Genomic DNA, 26673 nt, shown 5'->3' on the forward strand with positions numbered 1-26673 from the left:
CGGCCGCGGTGCGGTCGCTGGGACTACAGCGCCGAGCCGCGGCGGACCGTGCGGCCGGTTCGCGTGCGAATCGGGCCCGCGGCCGCCCGATTCCGTCACCTTTTATTGACTCATCGAGTACCCCCAACATGGATAAGCTGAAGCAGTCCCTGTTGGACGCGCCGATCATCGAGAAGGACGGCTATCACTACTTCGTTCATCCCATCAGCGACGGCATCCCCGTCCTCGAGCCGAGCCTCCTCCGCGAGATCGTCATCCGGATCATCCGGAAGGCCGAGCTCGAGGACGTCGACAAGATCGTCACCCCGGCGGCGATGGGCATCCACATCTCGACCGCGGTCTCGCTGATGACCGACATCCCGCTGGTGGTCATCCGCAAGCGCGAGTACGGCCTGGAGGGCGAGGTCGCGCTCTCCCAGCAGACCGGCTACTCCGAGAACGAGATGTACGTCAACAACGTGCGGGAGGGCGACCGCGTGCTCCTGCTCGACGACGTTCTCAGCACGGGCGGCACGATGAAGGCCATCACGGAGGCGCTCGAACACATCGGCGCGGACGTGGCCGACGTGCTGGCGGTCATCAAGAAGGAGGGGCCGAACGAGCTCGACGACACCGACTACGAGGTCAAGACGCTGATCAACGTGGACGTCCAGGACGGCGAGGTCGTCATCATCGACGAGCACGGCGACGGATAGCGCGGCGATAAATCGGCGACGGATAGCGTGGCGATAAATCGGCGACGGATAGCGTGGCGATAAATAATCGTCGCGCACGCGGGCTCCGCCACTCGGGGGGAGAACCGGGCCCGGATCTAATTCTAGTCGCTCGACGGTACGGAACGAGAACGGCGACGGGTCAGTCCGACAGCCGCGTCCGGACCGCGGCGATCTCCTCGGCGAGGTTCCCCGACGGCGACGGCGAGCGCAGCGCCGCGATGCCGGCCCAGAGGACCCCGGTCAGCAGCGACCCCGTGGCCGAGAACGACATCCCCATGGTGTAGAAGCTCGCGCCGTAGACGACGCCGATGAACGCCGACGGCAGACTGGTCCCCAGGGGGACCCGGGCCGTGTGGTCGCGCAGCGTCGGCGCCAGGAAGACGATCGAGAGCACGCTGCCGACGAGGAAGACGAGGTCCTGCCAGATCACCGTACTACCGCTCCGGAGGCGAGAGAGTTCGTAGTCATCACTCCTTCGTAGGAGCGACGACCGTGTAACCCTGACCCCTATACGTATTCGATGGGCGGCCGGTAGGGTGTTCGATAGCTAGCGTTGCGAACTGCTGGCGCGGGTCGCGTGCGAGGGGACGACCCGGCCACCCGGGAGTGCCTCACCGCCGCGGGCCGAGCCACTTGGCGACGTCCGCGACCGCCGCCGGCGAGACGGCGTGGGCGACGGGGTACTCGCGGAACGTCACGTCGAGGCCGGCGTCGGCGAGCCGCTCGGCGGTCCGCTCGCCGTGCTCGGGCGAGATGACGGTGTCGTCCGCGCCGACGCCGACGAAGACCGACCGGTCGCGCGCCGCGGCCAGGCGGTCGGGGTCGTCGTACGCCCGCGGCAGGAACCCGTGGAGCGAGACGGCCCACCGGACCAGGTCGGGGTGTTCGACCAGCGCCGCCAGCGCGGCCTTCGCGCCCTGGCTGAACCCGAACGCGCCGATGCGGTCGGGCGCCACGTCGTACGCCTCGGGCACCAGTTCGGCGAACGACGCGAGCAGTCGCACGCTCTCCGCGAACGGGTCGGCGCCGGACGCCATCCACCCGTACCCGCCGTTCCCGGCGGCGTGGGGGCCGCGGACGCTCAGCACGTGGCGGTCGTCGGACAGTCGCTCGGCGGAGGCCAGCAGGTCGTGCTCGTCGGCCCCGTAGCCGTGGAGCACCAGCACTGCCGGGGCGTCCGACGACGGATCGTCGGGCGGTCTGTGGACGTACCGAAGGGGAAAGTCGACCACGCGCCCGGTTGGGATGCGAGCGTGTTGAGGGTGGTGGCAGCGAGTCGCGGTTGCGGAAAATGCATACCTCTCATCCGGTCTTGCGTTGCTCGACACTGGAGCGGGCGTGACGGGACCGAGCGAACGCGGTTTGTTCGCGAGGGTCGTCACGCCCGCGAGACTGAGCGCAGCGAAGTCGAGCGGGCGTGACGGGATTCGAACCACGGTCGGACGTGCTCGCTTCGCTGCGCGCGACCTCCCTGATTCGAATCCCGCACGCTTCGCTCCAGGTCTCGCGTTGCTCGACACTGGAGCGGGCGTGACGGGATTCGAACCCGCGATCAGAGGGTTAGGAACCTTCTGCCCTATCCACTAGGCCACACGCCCCACAAAAAAGCGGTCAGTTGGTGTTGGTGTCGGTCTCGGTCTCGGTGGCCGTGTCCGTCTCCGTGGTGGTCGTGGTGTCGGGGTCCTGCATCTCGCGCAGTTCCTCCTCGACTTCCTGGCGGCCCTTCTTGAACTCGCCCATGGCCTCGCCGGTCGAGCGGGCGAGCTTCGGGATCTTGTTCGCGCCGAACAGCAGGACGGCGATGAGGAGGATCACCATCATCTCCATCCCGCCCGGCACGGGTCCGAACAGTGGAATCATCTGTGCCATCTCTACCTGAGGATAGCTGATTCTCGACTATAGGCTTTTTGCTAGTTCGCCGGCCGCGAGAGGCGGCCCGAACCTGTTCGGCGGCGCGGGAACCGGCGAGGGAGCCTACGACGCAGAGGCGGCCGGCGGGCGACCCCGGAGCGGAGGCGAACTCCGCGCACCGGGAGGCGCCGGTTCGGGGCCGACGAGATTCGGAACTGACTTTTCCCGGACGTGTCTATCGGCGATTGTATGGTCGACGTAGGCGACGACGCACCTGACTTCACCGCACCGCTCGCGAACGGCGACGTCGAGGAGTTCACCCTCTCGGAGAACCTCGACGAGGGACCCATCGTGCTGGCGTTCTTCCCCGGCGCGTTCACCGGGGTCTGCACCACCGAGATGGCCACCTTCGAGGAGCAGCTCGACGAGTTCCACGAGGCCGACGCGACCGTCTACGGCGTCAGCGTGGACGCGCCGTTCTCGCTCAACGAGTTCCGCGACCAGGAGGACCTGAGCTTCGGCCTCATCAGCGACTCCAACAAGGAGATCATCGACGACTACGACGTCGAGATGGACTTCGCCGACATGGGCTACTACGGCGTCGCGAAGCGGTCGGTGTTCGTCGTCGACGAGGACGGCCGGATCGCCGACAAGTGGGTCACCGACGACCCCGGCGTCGAGCCCGACTACGAGGCGGTCCGCGAGGCGGCGGCCGAAGCGGCCGAGGCGGCCGACTGATCGCGTTCGGTTCCCGCGTTCGGTTCGAAGTCTCGAACGCCACCGTGCGAACCGGTCCCGACCGGGCCGAGTCCTTTTTCCGCTGGGAGACGAGGTAGGAGATATGAGCGAGACCGACGAGACCGAGCAGTCCGACGACGAGGGCCGGGAGTACGACCCGCGGGCCGACCACGCGTTCCCCGACGAGCGCCTCAACGAGGTGCTCGAGTTCGTCCAGAACGATCCCGAGATCCAGACCTACCTCCGCGCCCAGAACGTCAACCCCGTGGTCCGGAAGGGGTACAACGACCACGGCCGGAAGCACATCTCTATCGTCCGGAACCGGGCGCTGGCGCTGTACGACCTCCTCAAGCAGGGCGGCGTCGAGTTCAACGGCGCGTCCGAACAGGGCCTCGACGAGGCCGACGAGCCGGTCATCATCGCGCTGGCGGCGACCATCCACGACATCGGCCACGTCGTCCACCGCGACGAGCACGCCTACTGGTCGATCCCGCTTGCGGCCGACCTGCTCGACCGCGTGCTCCCGCAGTTCGACTTCTACGGCACCGAGGAGGTCGTCCGGATGAAGGGCGAGGTGCTCCACGCGATCCTCTGTCACCACACCGAGGAGGACCCCCTCACGACCGAGGCCGGTGTCGTCCGGGTCGCCGACGCCCTCGACATGGAGAAGGGCCGCTCGCGGATGCCCTACGAGAAGGGCGGCCGCGGCATCGACACCGTCTCGAGTCAGGCCATCCAGCGCGTCTCGCTGATGCAGGGCGACGCCGTACCGGTACTGGTCGAAATCGAGATGCTCAACGCCGCGGGCGTCTACCAGGTCGACAACCTGCTGAAGGCGAAGCTCCGGGACTCCGGGCTCGAGGACGACATCCGCATCATCGCGGTCAACGTCCGCGAGGACGGCAACCAGCTGGTCGAGCGCGTCGAACTCTGACCGCGACGTCGGTCCGAGAACCGCAGTCAGTTCTGGAACCGGATCTCGAAGCGCGCGCCGCGCGCAGTCTCCGTGCCCGGTTCGGACGCCGACGTACCGGAGTCAGACGCCGACTCGCCGCCGTCGGCCGTCGCCCGCCGGGCACCGTCCGCGCGGGCGGCCCCGGTCGCGTCGGTCACCTGAACCGACCACCCGTGGGCCTCGACGACCCGCTCGACGATGGCGAGGCCGAGTCCGGTCCCGTCGACGGCCGTGGAGTAGCTCGCGTCGAAGACCGCCTCGCGGTCCTGGGGCGAGATGCCGCGACCGTCGTCCTCGACGTAGAAGCCGGCCGATTCCGCCGTCGCCCCGTCGCACGGTTCCTCCGGGTCAGCGCCGTCGATCACCCCGATCGTGACGGTCGTCGCGCCGTGTTCCGCCGAGTTCCGGAACAGGTTCTCGAAGACGTGGCCGAGCAGATCCGGGTCGGCCTCGAACGAGACGGACCCGGCGACGACGAGGTCGCGGTCGCCCGTCTCGACCTGCCGCCACGCTCGCTCGGCGCACGCAGCGAGGTCGACGCTGCGGGTCTCCTCGACCCCGTTCCCGCGGGCCAGCACCAGCGCGTCTCCCACGATGGCGTCGATCCGTTCGAGCGATTCGACCAGCGGGTCGGCGTGCTCGGACTCGATCATCTCCGCGCGGCCCATCGCCACGGTGAGGGGGTTGCGGATGTCGTGGCTGAGAACGCCCGCGACCGCTTCGAGCAGATCGTTCTGCTCGCGGACCTCCAGTTCGGCGAGCTTCCGGTCGGTGATGTCGAAGTGAACGACCAGGAGGTACTGTTCGCCGTCGTGCGCGAACCGCTCGGCGCGCATGGTGAACCACCGCTTGCGATCCGGCGTGTGGCACGGGTACTCGACCGAGACCGCCTCCCGCTCGCCGTCGAGGAGTCGCCGCAGCGCCTCGGCGGTCCGGGCGGCCCGCTCGTCGTCGCTCGCGTCGCAGACCGCCAGGTAGTTCTGGCCGACGTGGTCGGAGTCGCCCCCGTTCGCGGTCCCGAACTCCCGCCACGCGCGGTTCGTGCGGAGGATGCGTCCGGTCGCGTCCAGGACCGCGGCCTGGCCGGGGAGCGCGTCGAACCCCGCGCTGACGACCGCATCCGAGAGAGTCACAGTTGGAGGTGCTGCCGCGGGGACTTATACGGTTCGGGACGTGTCAGGAGCGGTGACGGAGTCACCTGATGCGGTCGTAGACGTCCCGGAGTCTCTCGACCGCGCGCTCGACGCTCACCTCGTCGCGCCGGGCCAGGCAGGTCTCGCGCAGCTCCTCGCGCTCGGCCAGCGTCCGGCGGATGGCGGCCCTGAAGTCCTCGACGTCGCCGCTCTCGTAGTGGTAGCCGGTCTCGCCGTCGTCGATGGTGTTCGCCAGCGCGCCCTCGTTCGCACCGACGACCGGCGTCCCGCAGGCGTTGGCCTCCAGCGCGACCAGCCCCTGGGTCTCGACCGGGCTCGGGAACGCGAAGGCGTCGAGCGCCGAGTAGAACGCCGGCATCTCCTCCCGGTCGAGGAAGCCGAGGAAGCGGGCGTCGGCGCCGAGGTCGGCGGCCTTCGCTTCGAGGTCCCCGCGGGCCGGGCCGTCGCCGCCGAAGACCACCGTGACGTCCATCTCCGCTGCGGCCTCGACGAGCTCCGAGAGGCACTTCTCGTAGCCGTGCCGGCCGGTGTAGCCGACGAGGGGCCGGTCACCGTCGAGGCCGTGGCGGGCCAGGAACTCGTCGGGGTCGACCGGCCGGAACCGCTCGGTGTCGACGCCGTTGGGCACCACCTCGACGGGCGTGTCGACGCCGACCTCCTCGGTCAGGTGGTCGCGGGTCGCCGCGGACGGCGCGAGCACGGCGTCGGCCCGGCCGAAGAACCACCGCTCGTAGCTCTCCGAGACCCGGCCGATCACCGAGGCCACCGAGTCGGTGGGCGAGACGTAGGCGGCGTACTCGCTGGTCGGCGTGTGGTACGACGCCACCAGCGGGACGTCCTGGTCGCGCGCGAGCCGCAGGCCGCCCAGTCCCAGGCTGAACGGCGTGTGGGCGTGGACCACCTCGGCGTCCCGGACCGCCCGGGGGATCTTCGGCGTGCCCAGCCGGAACCCGTCGTAGAAGGGAAACGGCAGGCTGCCGACCGGGTGCTCGCCGTCGGTCGGCCGGTGACCGTCGGCCCGGGGGTAGACCACGTCCATCCGGCCGCCCGCCCGCTCCCACCGCTCGCGCCACGACGCGATGGTGTAGGTCACGCCGTTGACGGTCGGCAGGTAGGTGTCGGTGAACGCGGCGACCTGTTCCATTGTTGGCCCCTTTGGGAACCGGTACTTAAGACCTTTTGAAGTTGACTCGGAGCTGAGAGTCCGGGCGAGAACCGGAGAGAGACGGGCTACTGCGCCAGTTCGCGGTACAGCGAGACGAGCTCGTCGCCGACTGCGCTCAGTTCGAACTCCGCGCTCTTCTCGGCTGCGGCCGCACCGAGTCGGTCGCGGAGCGCCGGGTCGCGGAGCCGGTCGAGCTGCTCGGCGAAGTCGTCGACCCCGCCGTCGGCCTTGAGGCAGTGGGTCCCGTCGTCGAGCCAGTCGTAGGTCGGGATGTCCCGGATGACCAGCGGCTTGCCGCAGGACATCGCCTCCAGCAGCGCGATGCCCTCGTTCTCGTTCTTCGAGGGCCAGAAGAACACGTCGCCGGCCGCGAACGCGCCCTCGATGTCCTCGACGTAGCCCGTGAACTGGCAGTTGTCGGGCGCGCTCTCGACGAGCCGCCTCGTGTCGCGGCTCTTGAGGAAGCGGTCGAGCTCCCCGCCCGCGGGGTTGAGGTAGCCGAACCACACGAAGTCGAGGTCGGGCATCGCGCGGGCGGTCTCGACGAACGCCGCCAGCCCCTTGCGCTTGATGACGTGGCCGACGTTGAACACGACCGGCGGGTCGAGGTCGTAGCGCTCCAGGTACTCCTCGCGGAGCCCCTCGTCGTCGAAGCCGGCCACCTTGTCGGGGTCGAACCCGTTGCTGATGACGGTCTTCGGGGCGTCGGAGTAGTCCTCGAGGACCCGCCGGTTGTGCTCCGAGGGGCAGACCAGGTGGTCGGCCAGCGAGTAGGCGTACCGCAGGTACGGCTTCATCGGGCGCGCGAGCGCGTTCGAGAGCGCGAAGCTCTCGCGGAAGTCCTCGGCGGTCTGGTGGGCGTGGATCAGCACCGGCACGCCGGCCCGGCGGGCCTTCCGTGCGTAGTACACCGACTTCGGCCCCATGTTGTTGAGGTGGAGCAGGTCGGCGTCGAGGGTGGGCTCGGTCGTGTACTCGACGCCCCGCCGGTCCATGATCTTGCGCTGGTTGTCGACCGACTGGGCGTGCCCGCCCGTGATGTACTCCTCCCACTCGAAGTAGTGGCTCACCTTCATGGTTCAGGTCGGCGTCGGGCCCCGCGACCGCCGGCTCCGGGTCGCTGCGCGCTCACTGTCGGACGGGAAACGCGGGCGGGACAAAACGGTACCGGAACGCGGTCCGGGCCGCCGGAGTGCCGCGGTTCCGGTGGCTCGGGGTCCGGGTCGGCGTCGCGGACCGGAGTCGATTCCGCCCGGAAGAAACCAAAAACTATATTACCCGTTCGGAGAATGCCACCCATGGGGCAACACAGGAACCTTCTATCCTTGTCCTGTCTCGCCCCGGAAACCCCCACCCCCCATTCCCATATTGCATGACGATAGCCGAAGAGCGCATCGAGCGCCTCGCTACGCTCGCCCGCGACGCCGCCGCCGAGTGCCACGACGACCGCGCCCGCGAGTACGTCCGGCTCGCGCGGCGCCTCGCCGAGCGCAACCGCGTCGCCCTGCCGAAGCGGCTCAAGCGGTTCACCTGCGACAGCTGCGACAGCTACCTCCGGCCCGGGAAGAACGCCCGCGTCAGGACGCAGGACGGCCACGTCGTCCTCACCTGCGACTGCGGCGCGCAGAAGCGGTACCCCTACGAGTAACGGGGCCGTCGTCCGGGTCGTCCAGCCGACCTATTCGGCGAACCGCCGCGCGAGGAGCGCGCTGGTCGCCATCTCGACGATGCCGAACACCACCGCCGGCAGCGACGCGCTCGCCGGGAAGCCGGCCGCGGTCGCCAGCGCGGCCGCGACCGCGAAGTCCCGCATCCCGACCGAGAGCGCGCCGGCGACCCGCGCCGGCCGGGCCGCCGACCGGGTGCCGACCCAGCCGAGCGCGTAGCCCGCGAGGTTGAGTCCGAGCGCGCCCGCCCCGACGACCGCCAGCAGGTCGGCCCGGCCCCGGATCAGCGCGGCGTTGGCCGCGGTGACCCCGCCGATGATGAGCACCACCATCAGCGCCGAGACGGTCGCGTAGTACTCGTCGTACCGGCCGACGGCCGCCTCCCACTGCGTCCGCGCGCCGACAGCGACGACCATCGGGGCGACGACCGCGACCGCCAGGCTCTCGGCGATGCGCCAGCCGTCGATCCGGACGCCCGGACCGAGCAGCGCCCCGACCGCGAGCGGCGTGAAGACCGTGCTGCCGGCACCGATGACGACGAGCGCGGTCGAGGCGAGGGCGGTGTCGCCGTCTGCGAGCGCGGTCATCGTCGGCGTCACGAGTTCGGGCGTGACCGCGCCGAGCAGGACGAACCCGGCGGTGAGCGCGGGCGACAGACCAAGGACGCGGGCGACGCCGAACGCGACCGCGGGCATGGCGGCGTGGCCGAGGAGGACCCGCGCGAGCGCCGACCGGTCCACCGACGCGAACGCCGAGGCCGACAGCGTCAGCGAGACGCTGCCGACCATGACCGCGAGGATCGGGGTCGAGAGCGTCGCTATCGCGGCCAGGTCGGGGAACGCGACGCCGAGCGCGACCGCCAGCAGGACCCACCCGAACAGGTAGTCGTCGACGAGGCTCGCGGCGCCCATGGCGCGACGATTGGGCCACCGCCGGATAAAGCCCGCCGACCGGGTGCAAGCGTTTTATACCCGTCCGCTCCCGAGTCGGACGTATGACCGACGAAGACCTGCGGAAACGGGCCCACGACCTCGACGTGACCGTCTGGGTCGGGAAGTCCGGCATCGACGCCGTCACCGACGAACTGGCCGACCAGCTGGCCGACCGCGACCTGGTGAAGGTGAAGTTCCTCCGGGCGGCCCGCGGGGGCACCACCACCGACGAGCTCGCCGACGAACTCGCCGACCGGGTCGACGCCGAACTGGTCGAGACCCGCGGCAACACCGCGGTCTTGCACTGACGTCGCGCCGGGTCCGAGCGGTACTGCACCCGAACCGCCGGGAAACGCCGGAACCCCGCCGTTCTGCCCCGGACAGTAGTTTTTCCTACCGTCGGGACCCTTTGGCAGTATGGTCGAACCACTTCCGATAATCGACAGCTTCCTGCCGACGGCGTACGCCCTGGCCGTGACCCAGGCGCTGTACTTCGTGGTCGCGTTCCTGGCGGTCTACCTGGTCGGGCGGGCGACGGTGGTCCCGCTGGTCGGGCGGTTCCTCGACCGGCGAGACGTCGACAGCCACGCCAAGCGGCCGCTGGTCCGGATTGTGAAGTTCGCGGTCGTGTTCGTCGCCGTCTCGGTGGCGTTCGGCTTCGCCGACTACGGCAACTTCCTGACGTCGCTGGCGACCATCGCGGCCGCCGCCACCCTCGCCATCGGGCTGGCGACCCAGGACGTCATCAAGAACTTCGTGGCGGGCGTGTTCATCTACACCGACAAGCCGTTCAAGATCGGCGACTGGATCGAGTGGGACAACGAGACGTACGCGGGCATCGTCGAGGACATCGGCCTGCGGGTGACGCGGGTCCGGACCTTCGACAACGAGCTGCTGACCGTGCCCAACTCCTCGCTGACCGACGGCGTCATCAAGAACCCGGTCGAGGCCGACCGGCTCCGGCTGAAGTTCCTGTTCGGCATCGGCTACGACGACGACATCGACCGCGCGACCGAGATCATCGTCGAGGAGGCCGAGGCCCACCCGGACATCCTGGACGACCCCGCGCCCTCGGTCCGGCTCACCGAGCTCGGCGACTCGTCGGTCGGCCTCCAGTCGCGCATCTGGATCGCCGACCCCTCCCGGAGCGACTACGTGAAGACCAAGGGCGAGTACGTGACCAGCGTCAAGGAGCGGTTCGACGAGGAGGGCATCGACATCCCCTACCCGAACCGGACGCTCGGTGGCGGCCTCGAACTCACGAACGTCGAGGCGGTCGCCGAGACCGCCGACGACTGAGACCCCGGCGCCGTTTCTCCGTGCGTCGTTCCCCCACCGCGAACGGCCGGAAACCTCGCGGCGTGTACCGCCGACGTCGCGCCGCCGCCCGAATCTTCCCGAGCGGAATCGGTGTTCTGTCAAGGCCGAAAGCCAACTTATAAAAAGGTGATCTGAGATGCTTCCACCGGCATGGCACGCGAGCGGTGGGAGACTCCCCCTCCTCGAGCAACGGTCAGTAGCGACGCCCGCGGCAGCGAAGCGCCCGACCCGCCGATACGCGGTGGTCCGCCGCGATGAAGTCGGCCGCGGCGGTCGTCGCGGTGCTGGTAGTGGCGACGCTGAGCGCCGGCGCGCTGGCGGCCCTCGACGACGGCGACGGCGTCCCGACGGTCGACGAACTGCTGGGGCCGACCGACCCGGTCAGTCCGGACACCGACGCCGACGGACTCGCCGACGGCGCCGAACGCGGCGGCGCGACCGACCCCACGGTCGCCGACACCGACGGCGACGGCCTGAACGACGGTAACGAGACCGACGCGGGGTCGGACCCGACGCGCCTCGACACCGACGGTGACGGCCTCGACGACGGCCCGGAGGTCCACGAGCACGGGACGGACCCCACGGACCCGGACACCGACGCCGACGGCCTGGCCGACCGCGCGGAGGTCGTCGCGCACGGCACCGACCCCGCCCGGGCCGACACGGACGGTGACGGTCTGGCTGACAGCGCCGAGGTGAACGAGCATCCGACGGACCCCGTAGACCGGGACACCGACGCCGACGGGCTCGCCGACGGCGCGGAACTCGACCGGGCGACCGACCCCACGGTCGCCGACACCGACGGCGACAGCCTCGACGACGGCCCGGAGGTCCACGAGCACGGGACGGACCCCACGGACCCGGACACCGACGCCGACGGACTGCGCGACGGCGTCGAGGTCCTGGCCGGGGCGGAGCTGGCGGCCGCCGACCCGCTCCGCAAGGACGTGTTCCTCGAAGTCGACTACATGCGGGGCACCGCCGTCCCGACGGAGAAGCTGGAAAAGGTCGAGCGCGCGTTCGCCACCGCGCCCGTCGAGAACCCCGACGGGTCGAAGGGCATCGACCTCCACGTCCGGGTCGGCGACGACCCGGTCGCGCCGGCGCGCGACACGTCCCTGTACGAGTACTCGAACGGCTACTACGAGTCGGAGTACGACACCCGCGGCAACGGCTACTTCCACGCGCTGATCGTGAAGGAGGTGCCCGACCGCGGCGGCGGCAACCGGGTTGGCATCACCTCGACCGGCGTCGACGGGATGGTCGTCGAGCACCGCCGGAGCGGGGTCCGCGTGGCCAAGACGCTGATGCACGAGCTCGGCCACAACCTCGGGCTCCACCCCGGCAGACACCGCGGCATCGACTCGTACGCGATCCAGCCCAAACGGTACCCCAGCGTGATGAACTACCACCGGCTGGGCGGCTGCGACTGCAACTACGACTACTCCGACGGGACCAACTCCCCCGCCGACTTCGACGACTGGGGCTACATCGCGTCGGCGCTCGCCGAGGAGGCGCCGAACACCAGCGCCGCGCGGGCGCGCATCGAATAGCTCCCACGGGTCGCTTCTTTGGGTCGCACCTTCGTGTGCGTGAGTCGTATCGAAACCGAGCGCAGAATTGGACATCACAGCAGCGACCGATCGGAGACCGGCGCACCGACTCCGGCCGGCGGCGCGGTCGCTGTCGGAGCGTGAATGACGAAGTATGAGTGCGGACGACCCGGAATTGCCCGGCGTTCCGTGCCGGGGAATCCCGGTCGCGTCCTCCACCCCGCAACCCTGCGAGCGATAGCTGTCCAGTGGTCCGCTGCTCGCTTCCGCGCCTGACGGATTGCCACCGGCTAACTCCGACCGCAGCACTCCTGCGAGTGCCCGTCGGAGACCGCTATCCCCGCAGGACGAGGCTTCGAAGTCGGCTTCCGGGGCCCGGCACGGTCTGACCGGACGCCTCCGGGGTTCGGTCCCCGCTGAAGACCGTAGTGCGGGTAGCGAGCAGGGCCTAACTGCCCGACCTAGTCCATCTTCTACTAAGCGGCTGGTGACTTAAGGGCCTTTCGCTAATCGTGCGACGGCAGCGACCGAACGCGTCCGGACGCTTTCGGCGGCCCGTCCGCGGGGACGCCGCGGGCGTTCACGCGGCGGCGAGGATGGCCCACGCGTTGGCGGCCACGACCGCGAGGCCGACCAGCAGGTAGGCCGCGCTCCCCGCGCGGAACGTCCGCCGGGCGTCGCCGGTCACGCCCGGCAGCAGCAGCAGGACGACGGCCGCCATCGCCTTCAGCAGCACGAGGCCGCCGAGCCCCGCCTCGGCGATGAGCGCGCTCGCGACCGGGTTGGCCTCCTCCAGGCCCATCGCCATGCCGACGCCCGTGGTGATCACGTCGCCGACCATCACCGCGAGCACCGCGCCGAAGACGACGGGCGAGACGTAGCCCCACCACGACCGGCCCTCGTCGCGGAGCACGTACTCGCGGTCCTCCTCGAGCAGGAACTCGTCGTCCCTGAGCATCCAGCGCTCGCGGGCCGCCTCCGACTCCGCGAGGTCGCCCAGTCCGCCGTCGCCCGACGGGTCGTCGCGGACCGGGGCGTCGCCCAGCCCGCCGGCCTCGAAGGCGTCGTTCTCGGACACGACCGGAGTTACTCCCGGACTGGGCTTTGTTATGCGTCGGCTGACAGGACGTCACGCGGCGTCTACACCCGAGTAATCGGTCGCTACTCGCTGAGAGCGGAGGTGTCCGTCGTCCGCGACCCGCTACAGCACGTCGCTGGCGAACCAGCCGGCGCACGCGGCGACCGCGACCGCGGTCGCGAGCAGCACCCAGCGGTGGTAGTCGAACGCCGCGACGTCGGTGAGGCTGCCGACCAGGCTGCCCGCGGCGACCGCCCACCAGAGCACCACCAGCGCCATGAACCCGCCGAGGACGACCGCCGCGCCCGCCGCGGTCGGCGGGTCGGTCCGGCCGTTGCGCCCGGCCGCGAACACCACGACCGCGATCATCGCGAGCAGGCCGACCACGAAGTGGACCGGGAGGAGCGTCGGGGCGCTGTAGTAGACCGCGGCCTCGGTCGCGTCGATGACGAAGTACGGCGCGATCACGGCGGCGATGACCGCGAGCGCGGCGACGACGCCGGCGGTCGGCGCGGGGGTGTCGGGCAACCGCTCCTGCGAGAGGCGCTCCTGCGACATACGCGGACGTTCTCCGGAGGTCTCATTAAGCCCGGCGGTCGAGTCGGAAAAGTCACGTATCGGGCGACCGAACCGGTCGGTATGGGACTCGGAAGCACGGCCAAGAAGGTCCAGAAGCTCGCCGACACCGCCGAGAAGCTGTACAGCAAGCTCAACGAGCTCCGCGACCAGGTCACCGAGATGCGCGAGAAGCTCGACACCACGAGCGAGCGCGTCGAGCGACTGGAGCGGGAGAACGCCGAGCAGCGCGCGCTCCTCGAGGCCATCGCCGAGGACCGCGGCATCGACGTCGACGAGATCGAGCCCGACGTCGGAACCGGTTCCTCGGACACCGAGGAGTCCGGCGCCGAGGCCGAGGCGTAGGGCCGCGATCACCTCGAAGCGCGGGAGCCGCGACCGAGTGACACCGGGACGGAGAGGGGTTTCGCCCTCGCCGCGAGGCCCACACAAAAAAGGTTAACCGCCCTCCCAACTTTTGCCTACCCGATGACCGACCACCGGACGCCGCTCGACTCCGTGCTCGACGCGGTGGGTGAGACGCCGCTCGTCCGCGTCCACGCCGCACCCGACGAGGTGCCGGTGTACGCCAAGCTCGAGACGTTCAACCCCGGCGCGAGCGTCAAGGACCGCATCGGCGAGTACATGATCGAACAGCTGCTCGAACGGGGCGACCTCGAGCCCGGCGGGACCGTCATCGAGCCGACCGCCGGCAACACCGGCATCGGGTTCGCGGTCGCCGCCGGCCAGCTCGGCGTCGACGCGGTCTTCGTCGTCCCCGAGCGGTTCAGCGTCGAGAAGCAGCAGCTGATGGACGCGCTGGGCGCGGAGGTCATCAACACCCCGACCGAGGACGGCATGGGCGGGGCCATCGACCGCGCCCACGAGCTCGCCGAGGAGATCGACGGCGCCGTGGTGCCCCAGCAGTTCTCGAACCCGCTGAACGTCGAGGCCCACTACGAGACCACGGCTCCCGAGATCTTCGAGGCGCTCGACGGCGAGGTCGGCGCGGTGGTCGCGGGCTGTGGCACCGCGGGCACGCTGATGGGCATCGCCGAGTACGCCCTGGAGCAGAACCCCGACACGCACGTCGCGGCAGTCGAGCCCGAGGGGTCGCTGTACGCCGAGACCAAGGGCGAGGACGTCGAGGAGGACGCCTACAAGATCGAGGGCATCGGCACCCACGACCTCTCGACGAACGAGCTGTTCGACCCGGACCTCGTCGACGAGGTGCTCCAGGTCCCGGACCGCCGCGCCCACGACGAACTCAAGCGACTCGCGCGCGAGGAGGGCCACCTGGTCGCGTCGAGCGCGGGCGCGGCCAGCGCGGCGGCCGTGCACGTCGCCGAGCGCATCCGCGACGGCGAGATCGACGCGCCCCACGACGCCGTGGCGACCGTCTTCCCCGACTCCAGCGAGCGCTACCTCTCGAAGGGCATCTACCGGTCGTTCGAGGAGTGGGAGGGGTAGGGTCGTTCGGGCCGGGCGGACGATCACTAAATTACGGTTTCGAAAATATCTCTCCGCCCGCCCGATCGTTCCTGAACTAATACTGATTCGAATCGACGCATCTGGGAAACATGTTGCTTTCCGTCGATAAGGTTTTACTCCTAATACTATAGAGGACTCGGTAGCGAGCGATACCGGGAGTCCGGTGTCGCCCCACCGAACCATGGCACGCGAGAACGCAACCGAGGTACCGGACTGCAACACCGATTCGGGAGACGCGAGCGACATCGACGTCCGCTGTCCGCGCTGCGAGACGCGGTTGGCAGCGAACTGGCCCGAGCCGTCGTGCCCCGACTGTGACACCTCCTTCCTCGTCAGGATCTTCGACGAGTTCGCGCTGGTCGAGCGCGGGGGCTGGACGGTCGGGGTGTCGCTGGGGATGGCCGACCGCCGGGGGGCGCTCCCCGATGGATGACCTGCGGGGGCGGCTGGCGGCCTCGCTCGACGGCCCGAGCGTCGAGAGCGTCTACGAGTGCGCCCACTGCGGGGTCGAGAGCGAGCGCTGGGACGACGACTGCCCGCGGTGCGGCGGCGTCCTGATGCGGATCGTCACCGGCGCCTGAACGACCACCCTTCTCCCTCCGCGGCAATCGACGGACGCTCCCCGTCGGACCAAGCAGAAAATCGAGAGGCCTCCCCGTTCGCCGATCGTCAGTCGCGCTGCCGGAGCAGGTAGCCCCACAGCACGGCGCAGACGACCGTGACGAGCAGTGCGACGACGTACACCGTGCTGATGCCGACACCGCTCGCGGCCGCGGACTGCGACTCCTGGGCCGCGTCCTTCCGGTCGCCCTGCGACGCCGTCTCCGCGGGTCGAGCGCCGGCCTCCTCTGTCGTCGGACTGTCGCCGCTCTCAGCCGTCCCGCCCGCCGCGGTCGACCCGTCGCCGCCGGCGGCGTTCGGGTCCCGTTCGGGGTGCGGGACGCCGATGGCGAACGTCGAGAAGCCCGGGGACGTCGCCCGGAACACGACCGCGTCCGAGGCGTTCCGGACCACCTCGGTCGACAGCGCCGACCACTCGCCGGCGTGGTTGCGGTACAGCGTCACCGCGCTCGGGTCGACGCCGCGGTCGTCGAGGACCGCCGTCCCCACCCGGAAGGTGAACGTCGCCGTCTCGATGGCCGCGTTGTCGATCCCGTCCTTGCGGACGGTGAGATACGAGAACGCGGTTCGGACGGGCGGCGCCGCGACGCCCGGCGGCAGCGACGCGCGCTCCCGCGTCCGGAGCTCGAACGACTCGTTGACGACGGCGCCGGACGACTCGGCGGGCGTCACCAGGTCGATCGACTCGAACGACGCGGAGGCGGACGCTCCCGACCCGTCGGGAAGCGAGATCGGGATCTTGTTACCGAACCCCGCGTGTCGGACGGTCACCGTCGCCGCGCCCGCCTGACCGGGTCGGACCTCCACCCCAAGCTTCGCCGGCGGCGACCCCGAACCGCCCGGCTGGCCGCCGGCCGACGAGTCCGAACTCCCGCTGCCTCCGCCACTGCTGGCTCCGGCGCTGCTTCCTCCGCCGCTACTACCTCCGCTGCTACTACCTCCCCTACTGCTTCCCCCACTACTACTCGCTCCAGTGCTCCCGTCACCGCCGCTGCTCCCGCCACCGCCGCTGCTCCCGCCACCGCTGTTGCCCGCTCCGCCGGCGCCGGTGCTACTGCTACCGCCACTGCCACCGCCGCTACCGGCGTTTCCGCCGGTGCTGCTCCCGGCGCCGGCACCGTTCCCGCCGGCACCACCACCGGCAGCGCCACCACCGCCGTCGTCGCCGGTACTACCGCCACCGTCTCCGGTACCGCCCGTCGTCGCGGAGCCGTCACCGGTCGCGTTCGGCGCGACCGCGAGCGTCGCGTTCGCCGTGGCGCTGTTCCCCTTGATGTCCACAACCTCGACGCTCACGTTCAGGGCGGCCGGTTCGGTGAGGTTCGACGGCGCGGCGAACGTCAGCGACGGCGACTCCGTGACCCTGGTCCGGGAGACGTTCCCGAGCGCGGAGTCGTTCGCCGCGGGCTCGACGCGCCAGGTGTACGTCTCGCCGACGAGGCCCTCCGGGACCGACGCGTTCAGCGTGACCGTGGTGTTGGCGGCCACGCGCTCGGTCGCCGGGAGCGACACGTTCGGCCGGGGAATCACCGACACCGGCGCCGACACCGCGCGCGGCTCGCCCCGGGTGGTGTCGAGTCGGAGCGTCACCGGATACGTGCCCAGCGCCGAGTAGTTGTGGGTCGGGGTGCGGTTCGCGCTCGTCCGCCCGTCGCCGAAGCGCCACCGGTAGGCCGTGATCGCGTCGCGGTCGGCGGCGACGTTGGACAGCGCGAACGAGACCGTCTCGTTCGGGTAGACGTACGGCTTGTACTCGATGTCCGGGGCGGGCCGGATGGGCACGGAGACGTTCCGCTCGGCGGTCCGCCCGTGCTCGTCGGTGACCGAGACGGTGCCGTTCACCGTCGTCGGGAACAGCACCTCCGGCGCGGTGAACGACGCGGTCGCGGTGTCGGCGTTCGCGAGCGAGACGCCGGTCCCGTTGGCCAGCGTCCAGTTGTAGGTCAGCGGCCCGTCGGCGTCCCTGTCGGTGGTCCCGCTCGCGTCCAGCGCGACCGTCGAACCGGCCTTCGCGGTCTCGGGCGCGTCGACGGTGACGTTCGGCGGGTGGTTGACGACCCGGATCGTCCGGTTCGCGGTGGCGGTGAGCCCGCTCTCGCTCGTGGCCCGCAGGATCACCTCGTAGGACGTGTTGTGGGCGACGTCCGCGACCGTTCGCGTCGTGAAGTTGGCCACCGTCACGCCGGGGCTGTGGGTGTCGTTGTACCGCCACTCGTAGGTGACGTTCGGCCGCCGGTTCGCGGCCTCGAACCGGACCCGCTCGCCGACGCCGACCGTCGCGGCGCTCGCCCGGATGGTCGCGTTGGGATACACCGTGACGTTCCGGGACGCCGTCGCCGTGTTGTTCGCCCCGTCGACGACCTCCACCGCGATCTGCCGAGCGCCGATGGTGTCGTACGCGGTCCGGTAGGTCGGCGAGGCGGTCACCGCCTCGTACTCCGCGTCCCCGTCGGTGTTCCAGCGGTACTCGCTGATCCGTCCGTTGTCCGACGACCCGCTCGCGTTCAGCGTCAGCGTCTCGCCCGCCATCGGAGTCGACTCGGCGACCGTGACCGACGCCTCGGGCGGAGTCTCGTCGACGACGGGAATCTGGACCAGCTGCGAGCTGTTCCGGCCGGCCCCGTCGACAGCGGTGACGGTGACGTTGTAGACGCCCGTCGTCGTCAGGTACGACGTCGTGAAGTTGGGACTGAGCGTCGTGAAGCGGTTGTACGGCGTGTCCCACTTGTAGAGCTCGATGCCGGTATCGTCCGTGCTGTCGGCCGCCGAGATGGTGGTGTTCTGCCCGACGTTGACGGGCGATTCGAGGACCGCCGTCCGAACGGTCGGCGCCTCGCGGTCGACCCGGAGGTCGAGCGTCGCGTTCCCGGTGACGGTCCGCCTCTCGGCGGTCGTCACGGGTCGGACGCCGACGGCCTCGACCGTGGTCGAATCCGCGACTTCGAGCGCGGTGCCGTACCTGCCGAAGTCGGTCGTGCCCGTCGCGTTCGTCGTCCCGTCGACGGCGACACCGGTCGGGGACTGCCCGCCGTCGCCGTAGAACCGGAGGCTGACGCTCGCGTTCGACACGGACGAGTTCCCGTCCCGGACGCCGACCTCGACGGTGCGGGCGGTCGGGAGCGACTCGGTTCCGAGGTCGACGCCGGACGAGCTGTTCAGGTCGGTCGCGACGACCCGGACGTCGGGGACGCCGTCCTGACCGGCGACGCCGGCGTAGTCCTCGCTGCCGGCCGTCTCGTTCGGCGCGCGCTGCCGGTAGACGAGCGTGTAGGTCCGGTTCGGCGTCGCTGGCACCGCGAACGTCCCGTTCCCGTCCGTCAGCGTGCGCGTCCGGTTCCCCTCCCCGTCCTCGACGGACACCGTGTCGTTGGCGAGCGGCCGGCCCGACGCGGACCGGAGCGTTCCGCGTATCCAGGCCGTCTCCCCGGAGGCGTTCCCTGTCCCGTCGTCCGCCGTGACGTTCTCCGTCCCGTCGTCCGCCGTGGCGTTGCCGGTCGGGGTTCCTGCTGTGGTAGTCGTGGTGTTCCGAGTTGTCGTTTCTCGGGCGGTGGTGTTCTCGGTGTCCGTCCCTTCGGTGGTGGTCTCGTTCTCCGGAGTCGCGGTGGACGTCGCCTGGCCGTCCTCGTCACTGGTCGCTGTGGTTCGCTGAGTCGTCGACGACGTCACGGTGGTCGCGGTCGAAGATGTGGTAGCGGTCGAAGTCCCAGACGTGGTGGAGGTCGCAGTGGTTTCGGATGTCGTAGTCGTCGCGGTCCCGGACGACTCGTTGGCGTCGGCCGTCACGGTCGCGGGCGAGGGTGAGCGAGAGGAGAGGTCCGCGCCGGCCGGGGTCGGCGTCCCGGACGCCGGAGCGGGGCTCGTCGGCACGAGGGCGACCGCCCCGAGCACCGGGGCGGTGAGACAGACGAGGCTGACGAGGAGAGCGGTCAGCGCTCGCGTCCGGCGGGAGGGCAGTCGAGACAAGATGTTTCTTCCCATCGTCCGTTGCTGTTCGTCCCGTCAGAAGACCGCATATTTAATGTTCCGGTGTTATTTCCTGTATTTTCCAGAGAACTCTCGGAAGAGTTTGAAATGATGGCGTAAATTCCTAGTTCGAAGAAGGTATAAGATGAGAGAAGGTTAACTTGACTAAGCGGTCTCGAACGCGTTGAAGAGGGCCTTCCGCCCGCTGAGGTCGATCAGTTCGTCGAGCGTCTCGTTCTCCGAGACGCCCGTCTCCGAGAATATCCCGAGCGGGACCCGGACCAGCGAGGCGTCGGCGTTTCCGGCCACGTCGTAGGTGTCGTCGAAGGCCTCCTCGAGGACGTCGACCGCGTTCATCCTGACGTCGTCAGTCTGACACGATATCACGATCGTCTCGTCGTGGATGCCGAACACCGCCGCCGTCGAGACGCCCTCGACGCGGAGCAGCGTGCCGGCGGCCTCCTCGAGCGCGCTGACCGTCGGGACGAGCCCGACGTTGGTGACCGCGAAGCTCGACCGGCGCTCCCGGTTGTTGATGGCGTCGCCGATGACGTCGAACGACTCGTCGCTGATGCTGGGCGCGTGGAGCTCCTCGACCCGGCCGAGGTCGGCGAACGAGTGGAGGTAGGCCGCGGCCCGGTGGTCGTTCTCGCCGGTGGGGCGGCGGAACTCGCCCGTGCCGGCCCGGATGCCGTAGAGCAGCGCGGTCGCGACGCGCTGGTTCGGCGCGAACTCCGCCCGCCGGACGATCTCGGTGACCGTCGTCGACGTCGCCCCGTCCTCGGGGCGGGTGATCGTTAGCGCGCTCTCGTCGGTCAGCTGTCGGTGGCGGATGACCGCGACGACGGGGATCGACGAGCAGTTGGGAATCGCACCGGCGCCGCCGATGACGACCGCGGCGTCGCAGTCGGCGACGTTCCGGCTCGCGCCGCCGACCCGGGCGGGGTCGAGGTCGAAGAGGTTGCAGAACGTCTTGCTGTCCTCGCTCGTGAGCTCGCCGTCGACGAACAGCCGGGCCGTGGCGCCGAACTCCCGGCAGACCGCCTGGAAGCCGAGTCCGGCCGCCAGCGCGTCTATCGACGCCCCGGCGGGGAGGATCACCGCGAGGCGGTCCTGGGCGGACACGAGCCGCCGGAGCTCGTCGAACGACTCGAAGTCGTCGCCGTCGCCGCGGTCGAGCAGCGTCTGGATCACGTAGAAGGCCAGGCCGCCGACGAACAGCATGGCGACGCTGACGACGACAAGCAACTCCGTGGTGTTGCTCGCGATGGAGGGAGCCATTAATCGAACCCTCCCGACCCCATTTCAAATATCTTCTGGATTTTAAATAGATAGTTCGCAGACGTGTCTCACCGACGACTCGACGGGTCGGCCGATCCGGTGTCCGAGTTCCGCGGTTCGCCGGCGTCACGGGCCGGCAAGCCCGGTCGGCGGACCACGTCGGCAACAGGAGCCCTCGGATTCGAAGAACAGTCTGCTCGGTCGCTCAGACCCAGGGCGGATCGCGCAGGTCCCGCATCGACCCGATGGTGTAGTGCGGCGAGTGGTCGGCGGTCGCGTCGGCCTGCTCGAGCCACACCGACGTCACGCCCGCGGCGTGGGCGCCGGCCACGTCCGAGCGCAGCGAGTTGCCGACGTGGACCGCCTCGTCGGCCGCCAGCCCCAGCGCCGAGAGGGTGCGGTGGAAGTGGTCGGGGTCGGGCTTGACCGGCCCGCCGGGCTCGGTGAACGTCGCCGCGTCGAACCGGTCGGCGATGCCCAGCGCCTCGAGCTTCGCGGTCTGGGTCGCGCGGTCGCCGTTCGTCACCAGCGCGAGGTCGTGGCCCGCGCCCAGCGCGTCGAGCGCCGCCTCCGCGCCGGGGAGGAACTCGACGGCGGTCGGATCGGGGTCCTCGTAGGCGCGGGCCACCGCGAGCGCGTCGTCGCCGATCCCGGTCCTGTTCGTCGGCGATGCCCGCGAAACACCGCTCGCGGAGTTCGACCGCGGAGTCGGCGGTCACCTTCGGGAGCCACCGCCGGAAGTCGGCCGCGTCGAAGAACGGGTCGACCCCCGCCGCCGCGAAGGCGTCGGCGAGCCGGTCGGCGGTCGACCGGGGATGGGAACAGATGGTGTCGTCGAGGTCGAGAAAGACGGCAGAGACGTCAGCGTCGGTCATCAGACCGGTGTAGGCGCCGCGCCCTCAAAAGTGGTCGGTCGCGGCGGCGCGTCAGGCGACGAGCCGCTGGTGTTCGACCTTGATGCACTTGTCCTGGACGACCCGGAGGCCGGCGTCCTCGGCCCGGGCGGCCGCCTCCCCGTCGGCGATGCCGAGCTGGGTCCACACGACCGCCACGTCGTCGCGGTCGAGCGCCTCGTCGACGATGCCCGCCACCTCGTCGCTCGGCCGGAACACGTCGACCACGTCGACCTCCTCGTCGACGTCCGCCAGCGAGTCGTAGGCGGTCCGGCCGAATATCTCGTCGGCGGTGGGGTTGACCGGGATCACCTCGTAGCCGTGCTCGAGCAGGTACTTGGGGATCTCGTGGGCGTCCTTGCCGGGCGTGGACGAGCAGCCGACGACCGCGACGCGCTCCATGCCGAGCACCTCGCGCAGTTCGGCGTCGCTCTCTACGGGCATACGTCGAGTCTGGTCGCCGGTGTGCAAAAGGGTTGAGGTAGCGGGCGGAACTGTCGCGGTTCGCGGGCGGCTGGTCGCCCGGACCGACCCCAGAGTTCCGAACCGGCCCCAGAGTTCCGGACCGACCCCAGATTTATATCCCGTAACCGACAACTCTGGCGTATGAGTCCCCGACGAAGCTACACGATCGGCGGTGCCCTCGTGGCGGCTTCCGCGGTGTTCGGCGCGCTCGCGTACCCCCAGCTGCCCGCCGAGATGGCGACCCACTGGAACGCCGCCGGCGAGATCGACGGCCGGACGCCGAAACTGCTCGCGCTCGGGCTGTTTCCCGTGCTCATGGCGGCCCTGCTCGGACTGTTCGCCGTGGTTCCGCGAATCGACCCGCTCGGCGAGAACGTCGAGCAGTTCCGCGCGCAGTACGACACCTTCGTCGTACTGGTGCTGGCGTTCCTGGCGTACCTCCAGGCAGTCGTGGTCGCCGCCAACGCGGGCTACGAGTTCGAGCTGATCCAGGCGCTCGCGCCGGCGGTCGGCGCCCTGTACTACTACGTCGGCGTCCTCTCGGCCCACGCCGAGCGCAACTGGTTCGTCGGCATCCGGACCCCGTGGACCATCTCCAGCGACGAGGTCTGGAAGCGGACCCACGACCGCGCCGCGCCGCTGTTCAAGTTCGCGGGCGTCGTGGCCGCCCTGGGCGCGCTCGTCCCGGCGTACGCCGAACTCCTCGTCGTGGCGCCCGTCCTCGCGGTGTCGCTGTACGCCGCGGTGTTCTCCTACGCGGAGTACCGCCGGGTCGGCGCGTAGCCTCGGAGTCCGCGGTCGACCACAGGCCGGACCGGTCAGCGCACCAACGCCACCGCCGCGCGCCAGAGCGAGAAGGAGACGACGCCGACGCCCGTCACGACCAGCGCGAACGACAGCGGCGAGTCGCCGTGGAAGTATCCCGTGGCACGCAGCGCCAGTCCGATGACGGCCGCGGGGACCCACGCGGCCACCGCGCGGACGACGGCCGACTTGACGGTCCGAGTGGCGCCGGGCGCGTACGCACCGGCCGCGAACGACGCGACGATCCAGCCGACGAGGAACGGTCCCACGGTGTCGGCGACCACGAGGGGTTGCCGGATCGGATCCACGCCGTGGCGGAGTTCGCCCATCACGAGGAACCCGACCAGCACCAGCAGGTCGCCGAGCGCGAGCAGCGCGGCGCCCGACGAGCGGTCCACCCGCGACCGGAACAGCCCTTCGGCGTTGCTCATGGCTGCGAGTTGGACCCCCGCGGTTATGATTCCCGCGATGCGGCCCGCGAGCCGCCAGCCGCTTAAAGCGAGTTCCACGGCGATCCCGCGAGTCAGGCCCGCCCGACGACCGTGTACTCGAAGCCCGACGACCGGAACCTGGCGTCGAGGCCCGCGGCGGCGACCCGGCGGCCGAGGTCCGCGGGCGGGAAGAACGTCGAGTCGAAGCCGTAGGCGCGCTCGCCCCACTCGACGAGTCGGCCGACCAGCGCCGTCGGGTCGATCTCCCGTATCACGAGGACGCCGCCGGGGCGAAGGACCCGGGCCGCCTCCGCAAGCGCCCGGTCCGGGTCGCCGAAGTGGTGGAGCGCGTCCACCACGAGCACGGCGTCGACGCTCTCGTCGACGAAAGGCAGCCGGCCGGCGTCGGCCCGGACCGCCTCGAACCCATTGCGTCGCGCCTGCCGGGTCATCCCCGCGGCGGCGTCGGCGACGATCCGCTCCCGGACGTCGAGCGCGCTCGCGCCCCGGCCGGTGCCGCCGCCGACGTCGAGGACGCGCTCGACGTCGCGCTCGGCGAACGAGAGGGCCTCTCGGAACTCCGCCGCGTCCGCCGACGGCGAGACCCAGTCGTAGAACCGGGCAACGCGGTCGAAGGTCGCGACGTCGCCCGCGCGGCTCATGGGCCACCGTCACGACGCGACGCGGCAAAAAGCTGACCCGCCGAGCGGGTGGGTCAGCACGCGGGGCCACAATCGCGCTACCGTCTCGAGCGAAGCACAGTTACCGCCCCGGCCCGAAGCCGCCGGCATGGAGTACGCGGTGGTCGGGTGGCCGGACGACGGGCCGAAGCTGCGGCTCGACCACCGCGCGTTCAGCTACGCCGGGAAGTTCGTGATGTCGAACACCGGGAAGGCGGTGGTCCGCGATCCGGAGGCCGAGCCGCCGGCCGCGGACGACGACGCCCCGGTCGGGGAGTCCGACCCCGACGCCGACTGGATAGCGGACGACAGCATCGTCGGCGCGATCGCGTTCAACGGGGACCGGACCGACCCGGCGACCGCGTGGCTCCGGTACGTGACCGTCCGGAACGACCGCCGCGGCGAGGGCCTGGGGGCGCGGCTCGCGAAGTTCGCGACCGCGCGGCTCCGCGAGAGGGGTTACGACCGGGTGCAGATCGCGGTCAACAACCCCTTCGCCTACCACGCGCTCTCGAAGGCCGGGTTCGGCTACACCGGCGAGCGGACCGGGCTCGCCGAACTGGTCATGGCCGCGCCCGCCGACCGAACACGGGAGCGGTACCAGTCGGGGCTCGACGCCTACCGCGAGCGGGAGGGTCTCGCGCGAGCGGAGCGGGAGTTCCTGGCGGCGAAGGCCGGCGCGGGACCGCCCGACCCGGTCGCCGACCCGGGGTAGCGCCGCCTCCAACGATTCCCCAGTGCAACGCGCGGGGTGGGGCCGCCGGGATTAAGCGCGCCGAGGTCGAATCTGGACGCGGTTCGGGGTTCACATGGGGGAGAGAGACGCGTTACCCGGGGAGGACGAATCGCTGTGGCTCGCGACGACCGAGCGAACCGACTACCCGCCGCTCGACGGCGACCGGCGGGTCGACACCGCGGTCGTCGGCGGCGGCATCGTCGGCGTGACCGCCGCGCTCGAGTGCGCGGAGGCCGGCCAGTCGGTCGCGCTGCTCGAGTCCGACCGCATCGTCGAGGGCGTCACCGGCCGGACGACCGCGAAGGTCACCGCCCAGCACGGGCTCGTCTACGACGACCTGGTCGACAAGCACGGCCGGACCGCGGCCCGGCAGTACGCCGCCGCCAACGCCGCGGCCATCGAGGAAGTGGCCTCGCGAGTCGACGAGCACGGCATCGACTGCGACTTCCGGCGCCTGCCGGCGTACACCTACGCCGCGAGCGCCGACCAGCGCGCGACGGTCGAGCGCGAGGCCACGGTCGCCGAGGGGCTGGGGCTGCCGGCCTCGTACGTCGACGACCCGCCGTTCCCCGACGACGCGCCGGGCGCGGTGAAGTTCGCCGACCAGGCACAGTTCCACCCCCGGAAGTACCTGCTCGCGCTCGCCGAGGACCTGCCCGACGCCGGCGACGCGACGGTGTACGAGCAGACGAAGGTGACCGACGTCGAGGACCGGTCGGGCGGCGGGGAGGAGGGGCGCTGTCGGGTCGAGACCGAGCGCGGGACCGTCACCGCCGACAGCGTGCTGGTGACCACCCACTTCCCGATCGAGGACCACGCCGCCTACTTCGCGCGACAGTACCCCAAGCGGTCGTACGTGCTGGCGGTCGAACTCGCCGAGGAGCCGCCCGAGGGGATGTACTACCGGGACGAGTCGCCGTACTTCTCGGTCCGGTCGGTCCCGAGCGCCGACGGCCCCGCGGCGCTGGTCGGCGGGCAGAACCACAAGACCGGCCAGGGCGGGTCGACAGCCGACCGGTACCGCAAGCTGGAGCGGCAGGCCCGCGACCACTTCGATATCGAGGCGGTTCGGTACCGGTGGTCGACCCAGGACTACGTCTCGGTCGACAAGATCCCGTACGTGGGCGACCTCGGGCCGACCAGCGACGGGGTGTACGTCGCCACGGGGTTCGGCGGGTGGGGCATGACCAACGGCACAGCCGCGGGCCGGATGCTCGCGGCGTTCGCCCGCGGGACGACCCCGAAGTGGGCCGACGCCTTCGACCCCCAGCGCGTCGACCTCGACGCCGCGGGCAAGGAGCTGCTGTCGGAGAACCTCGACGTCGGCAAGGAGTTCACCCGCGACTGGGCCAAGGCGCCGTTCCGGGGCGGCGACCCCGCGGTGGCGCCGGGCGAGGGCGAGGTCGTTCGACGCGGGGACAAGCAGTGGGCGGTCGCCCGCGACGAGGACGGGGAGCTCCACGTCGTCTCGGCGGTCTGCACACACATGGACTGCATCGTCCACTGGAACGACGGCGAGCAGTCGTGGGACTGCCCCTGCCACGGCTCGCGGTTCTCGGTCGACGGCGAGGTGCTGGACGGGCCGGCCGTCGAGGACCTCCCGAAGCGCGGGGAGTAGAGCCAG

The 26673-nt window shown here is 70.5% G+C and carries 30 protein-coding genes, 1 tRNA gene and 1 other RNA gene; 15 read left to right on the top strand and 17 right to left on the bottom strand.

Features of this window, described 5'->3' with window-relative positions; translation table 11 throughout:
* Positions 1-128 precede the first annotated feature (128 nt).
* Positions 129-695 carry a hypoxanthine/guanine phosphoribosyltransferase gene (gene hpt / locus ACQUQF_RS13400; RefSeq protein ID WP_435179603.1) on the top strand — a complete coding sequence of 189 codons (567 nt, stop codon included), beginning with the start codon at positions 129-131 and terminating at the stop codon, positions 693-695.
* Between the two features lie 160 nt (positions 696-855).
* On the opposite strand, the gene ACQUQF_RS13405 is transcribed toward hpt, so the two are convergent.
* From ACQUQF_RS13405 to ACQUQF_RS13420, 4 genes are all read right to left on the bottom strand, one after another.
* Positions 856-1146: a hypothetical protein gene (locus tag ACQUQF_RS13405; RefSeq protein WP_435179604.1), complete on the bottom strand. Its 291-nt coding sequence runs from the start codon at positions 1144-1146 to the stop codon at positions 856-858.
* A gap of 181 nt (positions 1147-1327) precedes the next feature.
* Positions 1328-1948 carry an alpha/beta hydrolase gene (locus tag ACQUQF_RS13410; protein WP_435179605.1) on the bottom strand — a complete coding sequence of 207 codons (621 nt, stop codon included), beginning with the start codon at positions 1946-1948 and terminating at the stop codon, positions 1328-1330.
* Positions 1949-2241: 293 nt separating this feature from the next.
* Positions 2242-2314, bottom strand: a tRNA-Arg gene (locus tag ACQUQF_RS13415).
* A 13-nt stretch (positions 2315-2327) separates the two neighbouring features.
* Positions 2328-2585: a Sec-independent protein translocase subunit TatA/TatB gene (locus ACQUQF_RS13420; RefSeq protein ID WP_435179606.1), complete on the bottom strand. Its 258-nt coding sequence runs from the start codon at positions 2583-2585 to the stop codon at positions 2328-2330.
* A gap of 231 nt (positions 2586-2816) precedes the next feature.
* Between ACQUQF_RS13420 and ACQUQF_RS13425 the strand changes: the two genes are divergently transcribed.
* Positions 2817-3305, top strand: coding sequence for a redoxin domain-containing protein (locus ACQUQF_RS13425; RefSeq protein WP_435179607.1), 489 nt, complete (start codon positions 2817-2819; stop codon positions 3303-3305).
* A 103-nt stretch (positions 3306-3408) separates the two neighbouring features.
* Positions 3409-4239 (top strand): HD domain-containing protein, encoded by an 831-nt coding sequence (locus ACQUQF_RS13430; RefSeq protein ID WP_435179608.1) that lies wholly within the window; start codon positions 3409-3411, stop codon positions 4237-4239.
* 26 nt (positions 4240-4265) lie between these two features.
* Here the strand turns inward: ACQUQF_RS13430 and ACQUQF_RS13435 are convergent, their stop codons facing one another.
* The 3 genes from ACQUQF_RS13435 to ACQUQF_RS13445 all read right to left on the bottom strand — a co-directional run bounded on the left by ACQUQF_RS13435 (position 4266) and on the right by ACQUQF_RS13445 (position 7655).
* The gene (locus ACQUQF_RS13435; protein ID WP_435179609.1) at positions 4266-5393 is read right to left on the bottom strand and encodes an ATP-binding protein; all 1128 of its coding nucleotides are present in this window, start codon (positions 5391-5393) and stop codon (positions 4266-4268) included.
* Between the two features lie 61 nt (positions 5394-5454).
* On the bottom strand, positions 5455-6558 hold the full coding sequence (locus ACQUQF_RS13440; RefSeq protein WP_435179610.1) for a glycosyltransferase family 4 protein: 1104 nt from the start codon (positions 6556-6558) through the stop codon (positions 5455-5457).
* Between the two features lie 86 nt (positions 6559-6644).
* Complete coding sequence (locus ACQUQF_RS13445) at positions 6645-7655, bottom strand: glycosyltransferase family 4 protein (protein WP_435179611.1); 1011 nt, start codon at positions 7653-7655, stop codon at positions 6645-6647.
* 296 nt (positions 7656-7951) lie between these two features.
* Between ACQUQF_RS13445 and ACQUQF_RS13450 the strand changes: the two genes are divergently transcribed.
* Entirely contained in the window at positions 7952-8227 is a 276-nt protein-coding gene (locus tag ACQUQF_RS13450; RefSeq protein WP_435179612.1) for a ribonuclease P protein component 4, read from the top strand.
* Between the two features lie 30 nt (positions 8228-8257).
* Here the strand turns inward: ACQUQF_RS13450 and ACQUQF_RS13455 are convergent, their stop codons facing one another.
* Positions 8258-9157 carry a bile acid:sodium symporter family protein gene (locus ACQUQF_RS13455; protein ID WP_435179613.1) on the bottom strand — a complete coding sequence of 300 codons (900 nt, stop codon included), beginning with the start codon at positions 9155-9157 and terminating at the stop codon, positions 8258-8260.
* A gap of 83 nt (positions 9158-9240) precedes the next feature.
* Here ACQUQF_RS13455 and ACQUQF_RS13460 point away from each other — a divergent pair, with 83 nt between their 5' ends.
* From ACQUQF_RS13460 to ACQUQF_RS13470, 3 genes are all read left to right on the top strand, one after another.
* The gene (locus ACQUQF_RS13460; RefSeq protein ID WP_435179614.1) at positions 9241-9486 is read left to right on the top strand and encodes a YhbY family RNA-binding protein; all 246 of its coding nucleotides are present in this window, start codon (positions 9241-9243) and stop codon (positions 9484-9486) included.
* Between the two features lie 109 nt (positions 9487-9595).
* The gene (locus ACQUQF_RS13465) at positions 9596-10477 is read left to right on the top strand and encodes a mechanosensitive ion channel family protein (protein WP_435179615.1); all 882 of its coding nucleotides are present in this window, start codon (positions 9596-9598) and stop codon (positions 10475-10477) included.
* A 275-nt stretch (positions 10478-10752) separates the two neighbouring features.
* Positions 10753-12051, top strand: a complete 1299-nt coding sequence (locus ACQUQF_RS13470) for a hypothetical protein (RefSeq protein ID WP_435179616.1) — start codon at positions 10753-10755, stop codon at positions 12049-12051.
* 157 nt (positions 12052-12208) lie between these two features.
* Here ACQUQF_RS13470 and ffs read toward each other — a convergent pair.
* From ffs to ACQUQF_RS13485, 3 genes are all read right to left on the bottom strand, one after another.
* Positions 12209-12523: signal recognition particle sRNA (ffs, locus tag ACQUQF_RS13475), an RNA gene on the bottom strand.
* A 108-nt stretch (positions 12524-12631) separates the two neighbouring features.
* A complete protein-coding gene (locus tag ACQUQF_RS13480; RefSeq protein WP_435179617.1) occupies positions 12632-13129 on the bottom strand; it encodes a DUF5658 family protein in 498 nt (165 codons plus the stop codon).
* A 123-nt stretch (positions 13130-13252) separates the two neighbouring features.
* Positions 13253-13687: a DUF7548 family protein gene (locus ACQUQF_RS13485; protein ID WP_435179618.1), complete on the bottom strand. Its 435-nt coding sequence runs from the start codon at positions 13685-13687 to the stop codon at positions 13253-13255.
* An 81-nt stretch (positions 13688-13768) separates the two neighbouring features.
* Here ACQUQF_RS13485 and ACQUQF_RS13490 point away from each other — a divergent pair, with 81 nt between their 5' ends.
* The 4 genes from ACQUQF_RS13490 to ACQUQF_RS13505 all read left to right on the top strand — a co-directional run bounded on the left by ACQUQF_RS13490 (position 13769) and on the right by ACQUQF_RS13505 (position 15756).
* Positions 13769-14050, top strand: coding sequence for a DUF5798 family protein (locus ACQUQF_RS13490; protein WP_435179619.1), 282 nt, complete (start codon positions 13769-13771; stop codon positions 14048-14050).
* A gap of 123 nt (positions 14051-14173) precedes the next feature.
* On the top strand, positions 14174-15154 hold the full coding sequence (locus tag ACQUQF_RS13495) for a PLP-dependent cysteine synthase family protein (protein ID WP_435179620.1): 981 nt from the start codon (positions 14174-14176) through the stop codon (positions 15152-15154).
* Between the two features lie 202 nt (positions 15155-15356).
* Entirely contained in the window at positions 15357-15608 is a 252-nt protein-coding gene (locus tag ACQUQF_RS13500) for a hypothetical protein (RefSeq protein ID WP_435179621.1), read from the top strand.
* A complete protein-coding gene (locus ACQUQF_RS13505) occupies positions 15601-15756 on the top strand; it encodes a hypothetical protein (RefSeq protein ID WP_435179622.1) in 156 nt (51 codons plus the stop codon). The genes ACQUQF_RS13500 and ACQUQF_RS13505 overlap by 8 nt, the downstream gene beginning before the upstream one ends.
* A gap of 88 nt (positions 15757-15844) precedes the next feature.
* Here the strand turns inward: ACQUQF_RS13505 and ACQUQF_RS13510 are convergent, their stop codons facing one another.
* Positions 15845-19462 carry a PKD domain-containing protein gene (locus tag ACQUQF_RS13510; RefSeq protein WP_435179623.1) on the bottom strand — a complete coding sequence of 1206 codons (3618 nt, stop codon included), beginning with the start codon at positions 19460-19462 and terminating at the stop codon, positions 15845-15847.
* Between the two features lies 1 nt (position 19463).
* On the opposite strand from ACQUQF_RS13510, the gene ACQUQF_RS13515 reads away from it, so the two are divergent.
* Entirely contained in the window at positions 19464-19871 is a 408-nt protein-coding gene (locus tag ACQUQF_RS13515; protein ID WP_435179624.1) for a hypothetical protein, read from the top strand.
* A 53-nt stretch (positions 19872-19924) separates the two neighbouring features.
* Here ACQUQF_RS13515 and ACQUQF_RS13520 read toward each other — a convergent pair whose 3' ends face one another.
* The 3 genes from ACQUQF_RS13520 to ACQUQF_RS13530 all read right to left on the bottom strand — a co-directional run bounded on the left by ACQUQF_RS13520 (position 19925) and on the right by ACQUQF_RS13530 (position 22377).
* Positions 19925-21040, bottom strand: a complete 1116-nt coding sequence (locus ACQUQF_RS13520) for a DHH family phosphoesterase (protein WP_435179625.1) — start codon at positions 21038-21040, stop codon at positions 19925-19927.
* Positions 21041-21245: 205 nt separating this feature from the next.
* Positions 21246-21668, bottom strand: a complete 423-nt coding sequence (locus ACQUQF_RS13525) for an HAD family hydrolase (protein ID WP_435179626.1) — start codon at positions 21666-21668, stop codon at positions 21246-21248.
* Positions 21669-21966: 298 nt separating this feature from the next.
* Positions 21967-22377: a CoA-binding protein gene (locus tag ACQUQF_RS13530; protein WP_435179627.1), complete on the bottom strand. Its 411-nt coding sequence runs from the start codon at positions 22375-22377 to the stop codon at positions 21967-21969.
* Between the two features lie 162 nt (positions 22378-22539).
* Between ACQUQF_RS13530 and ACQUQF_RS13535 the strand changes: the two genes are divergently transcribed.
* On the top strand, positions 22540-23181 hold the full coding sequence (locus ACQUQF_RS13535; RefSeq protein WP_435179628.1) for an SdpI family protein: 642 nt from the start codon (positions 22540-22542) through the stop codon (positions 23179-23181).
* Positions 23182-23216: 35 nt separating this feature from the next.
* Here ACQUQF_RS13535 and ACQUQF_RS13540 read toward each other — a convergent pair whose 3' ends face one another.
* Positions 23217-23633 carry a DUF3054 domain-containing protein gene (locus ACQUQF_RS13540; protein ID WP_435179629.1) on the bottom strand — a complete coding sequence of 139 codons (417 nt, stop codon included), beginning with the start codon at positions 23631-23633 and terminating at the stop codon, positions 23217-23219.
* 92 nt (positions 23634-23725) lie between these two features.
* Complete coding sequence (locus ACQUQF_RS13545) at positions 23726-24295, bottom strand: class I SAM-dependent methyltransferase (protein WP_435179630.1); 570 nt, start codon at positions 24293-24295, stop codon at positions 23726-23728.
* A gap of 127 nt (positions 24296-24422) precedes the next feature.
* On the opposite strand from ACQUQF_RS13545, the gene ACQUQF_RS13550 reads away from it, so the two are divergent.
* Both ACQUQF_RS13550 and ACQUQF_RS13555 read left to right on the top strand, forming a co-directional pair.
* Positions 24423-25028 carry a GNAT family N-acetyltransferase gene (locus ACQUQF_RS13550; protein ID WP_435179631.1) on the top strand — a complete coding sequence of 202 codons (606 nt, stop codon included), beginning with the start codon at positions 24423-24425 and terminating at the stop codon, positions 25026-25028.
* A gap of 94 nt (positions 25029-25122) precedes the next feature.
* Entirely contained in the window at positions 25123-26667 is a 1545-nt protein-coding gene (locus tag ACQUQF_RS13555; protein ID WP_435179632.1) for an FAD-dependent oxidoreductase, read from the top strand.
* Positions 26668-26673: the final 6 nt, after the last annotated feature.

Origin of the sequence: Halorussus sp. AFM4 (assembly GCF_051194995.1) — an archaeon.
GTDB lineage: Archaea > Halobacteriota > Halobacteria > Halobacteriales > Haladaptataceae > Halorussus.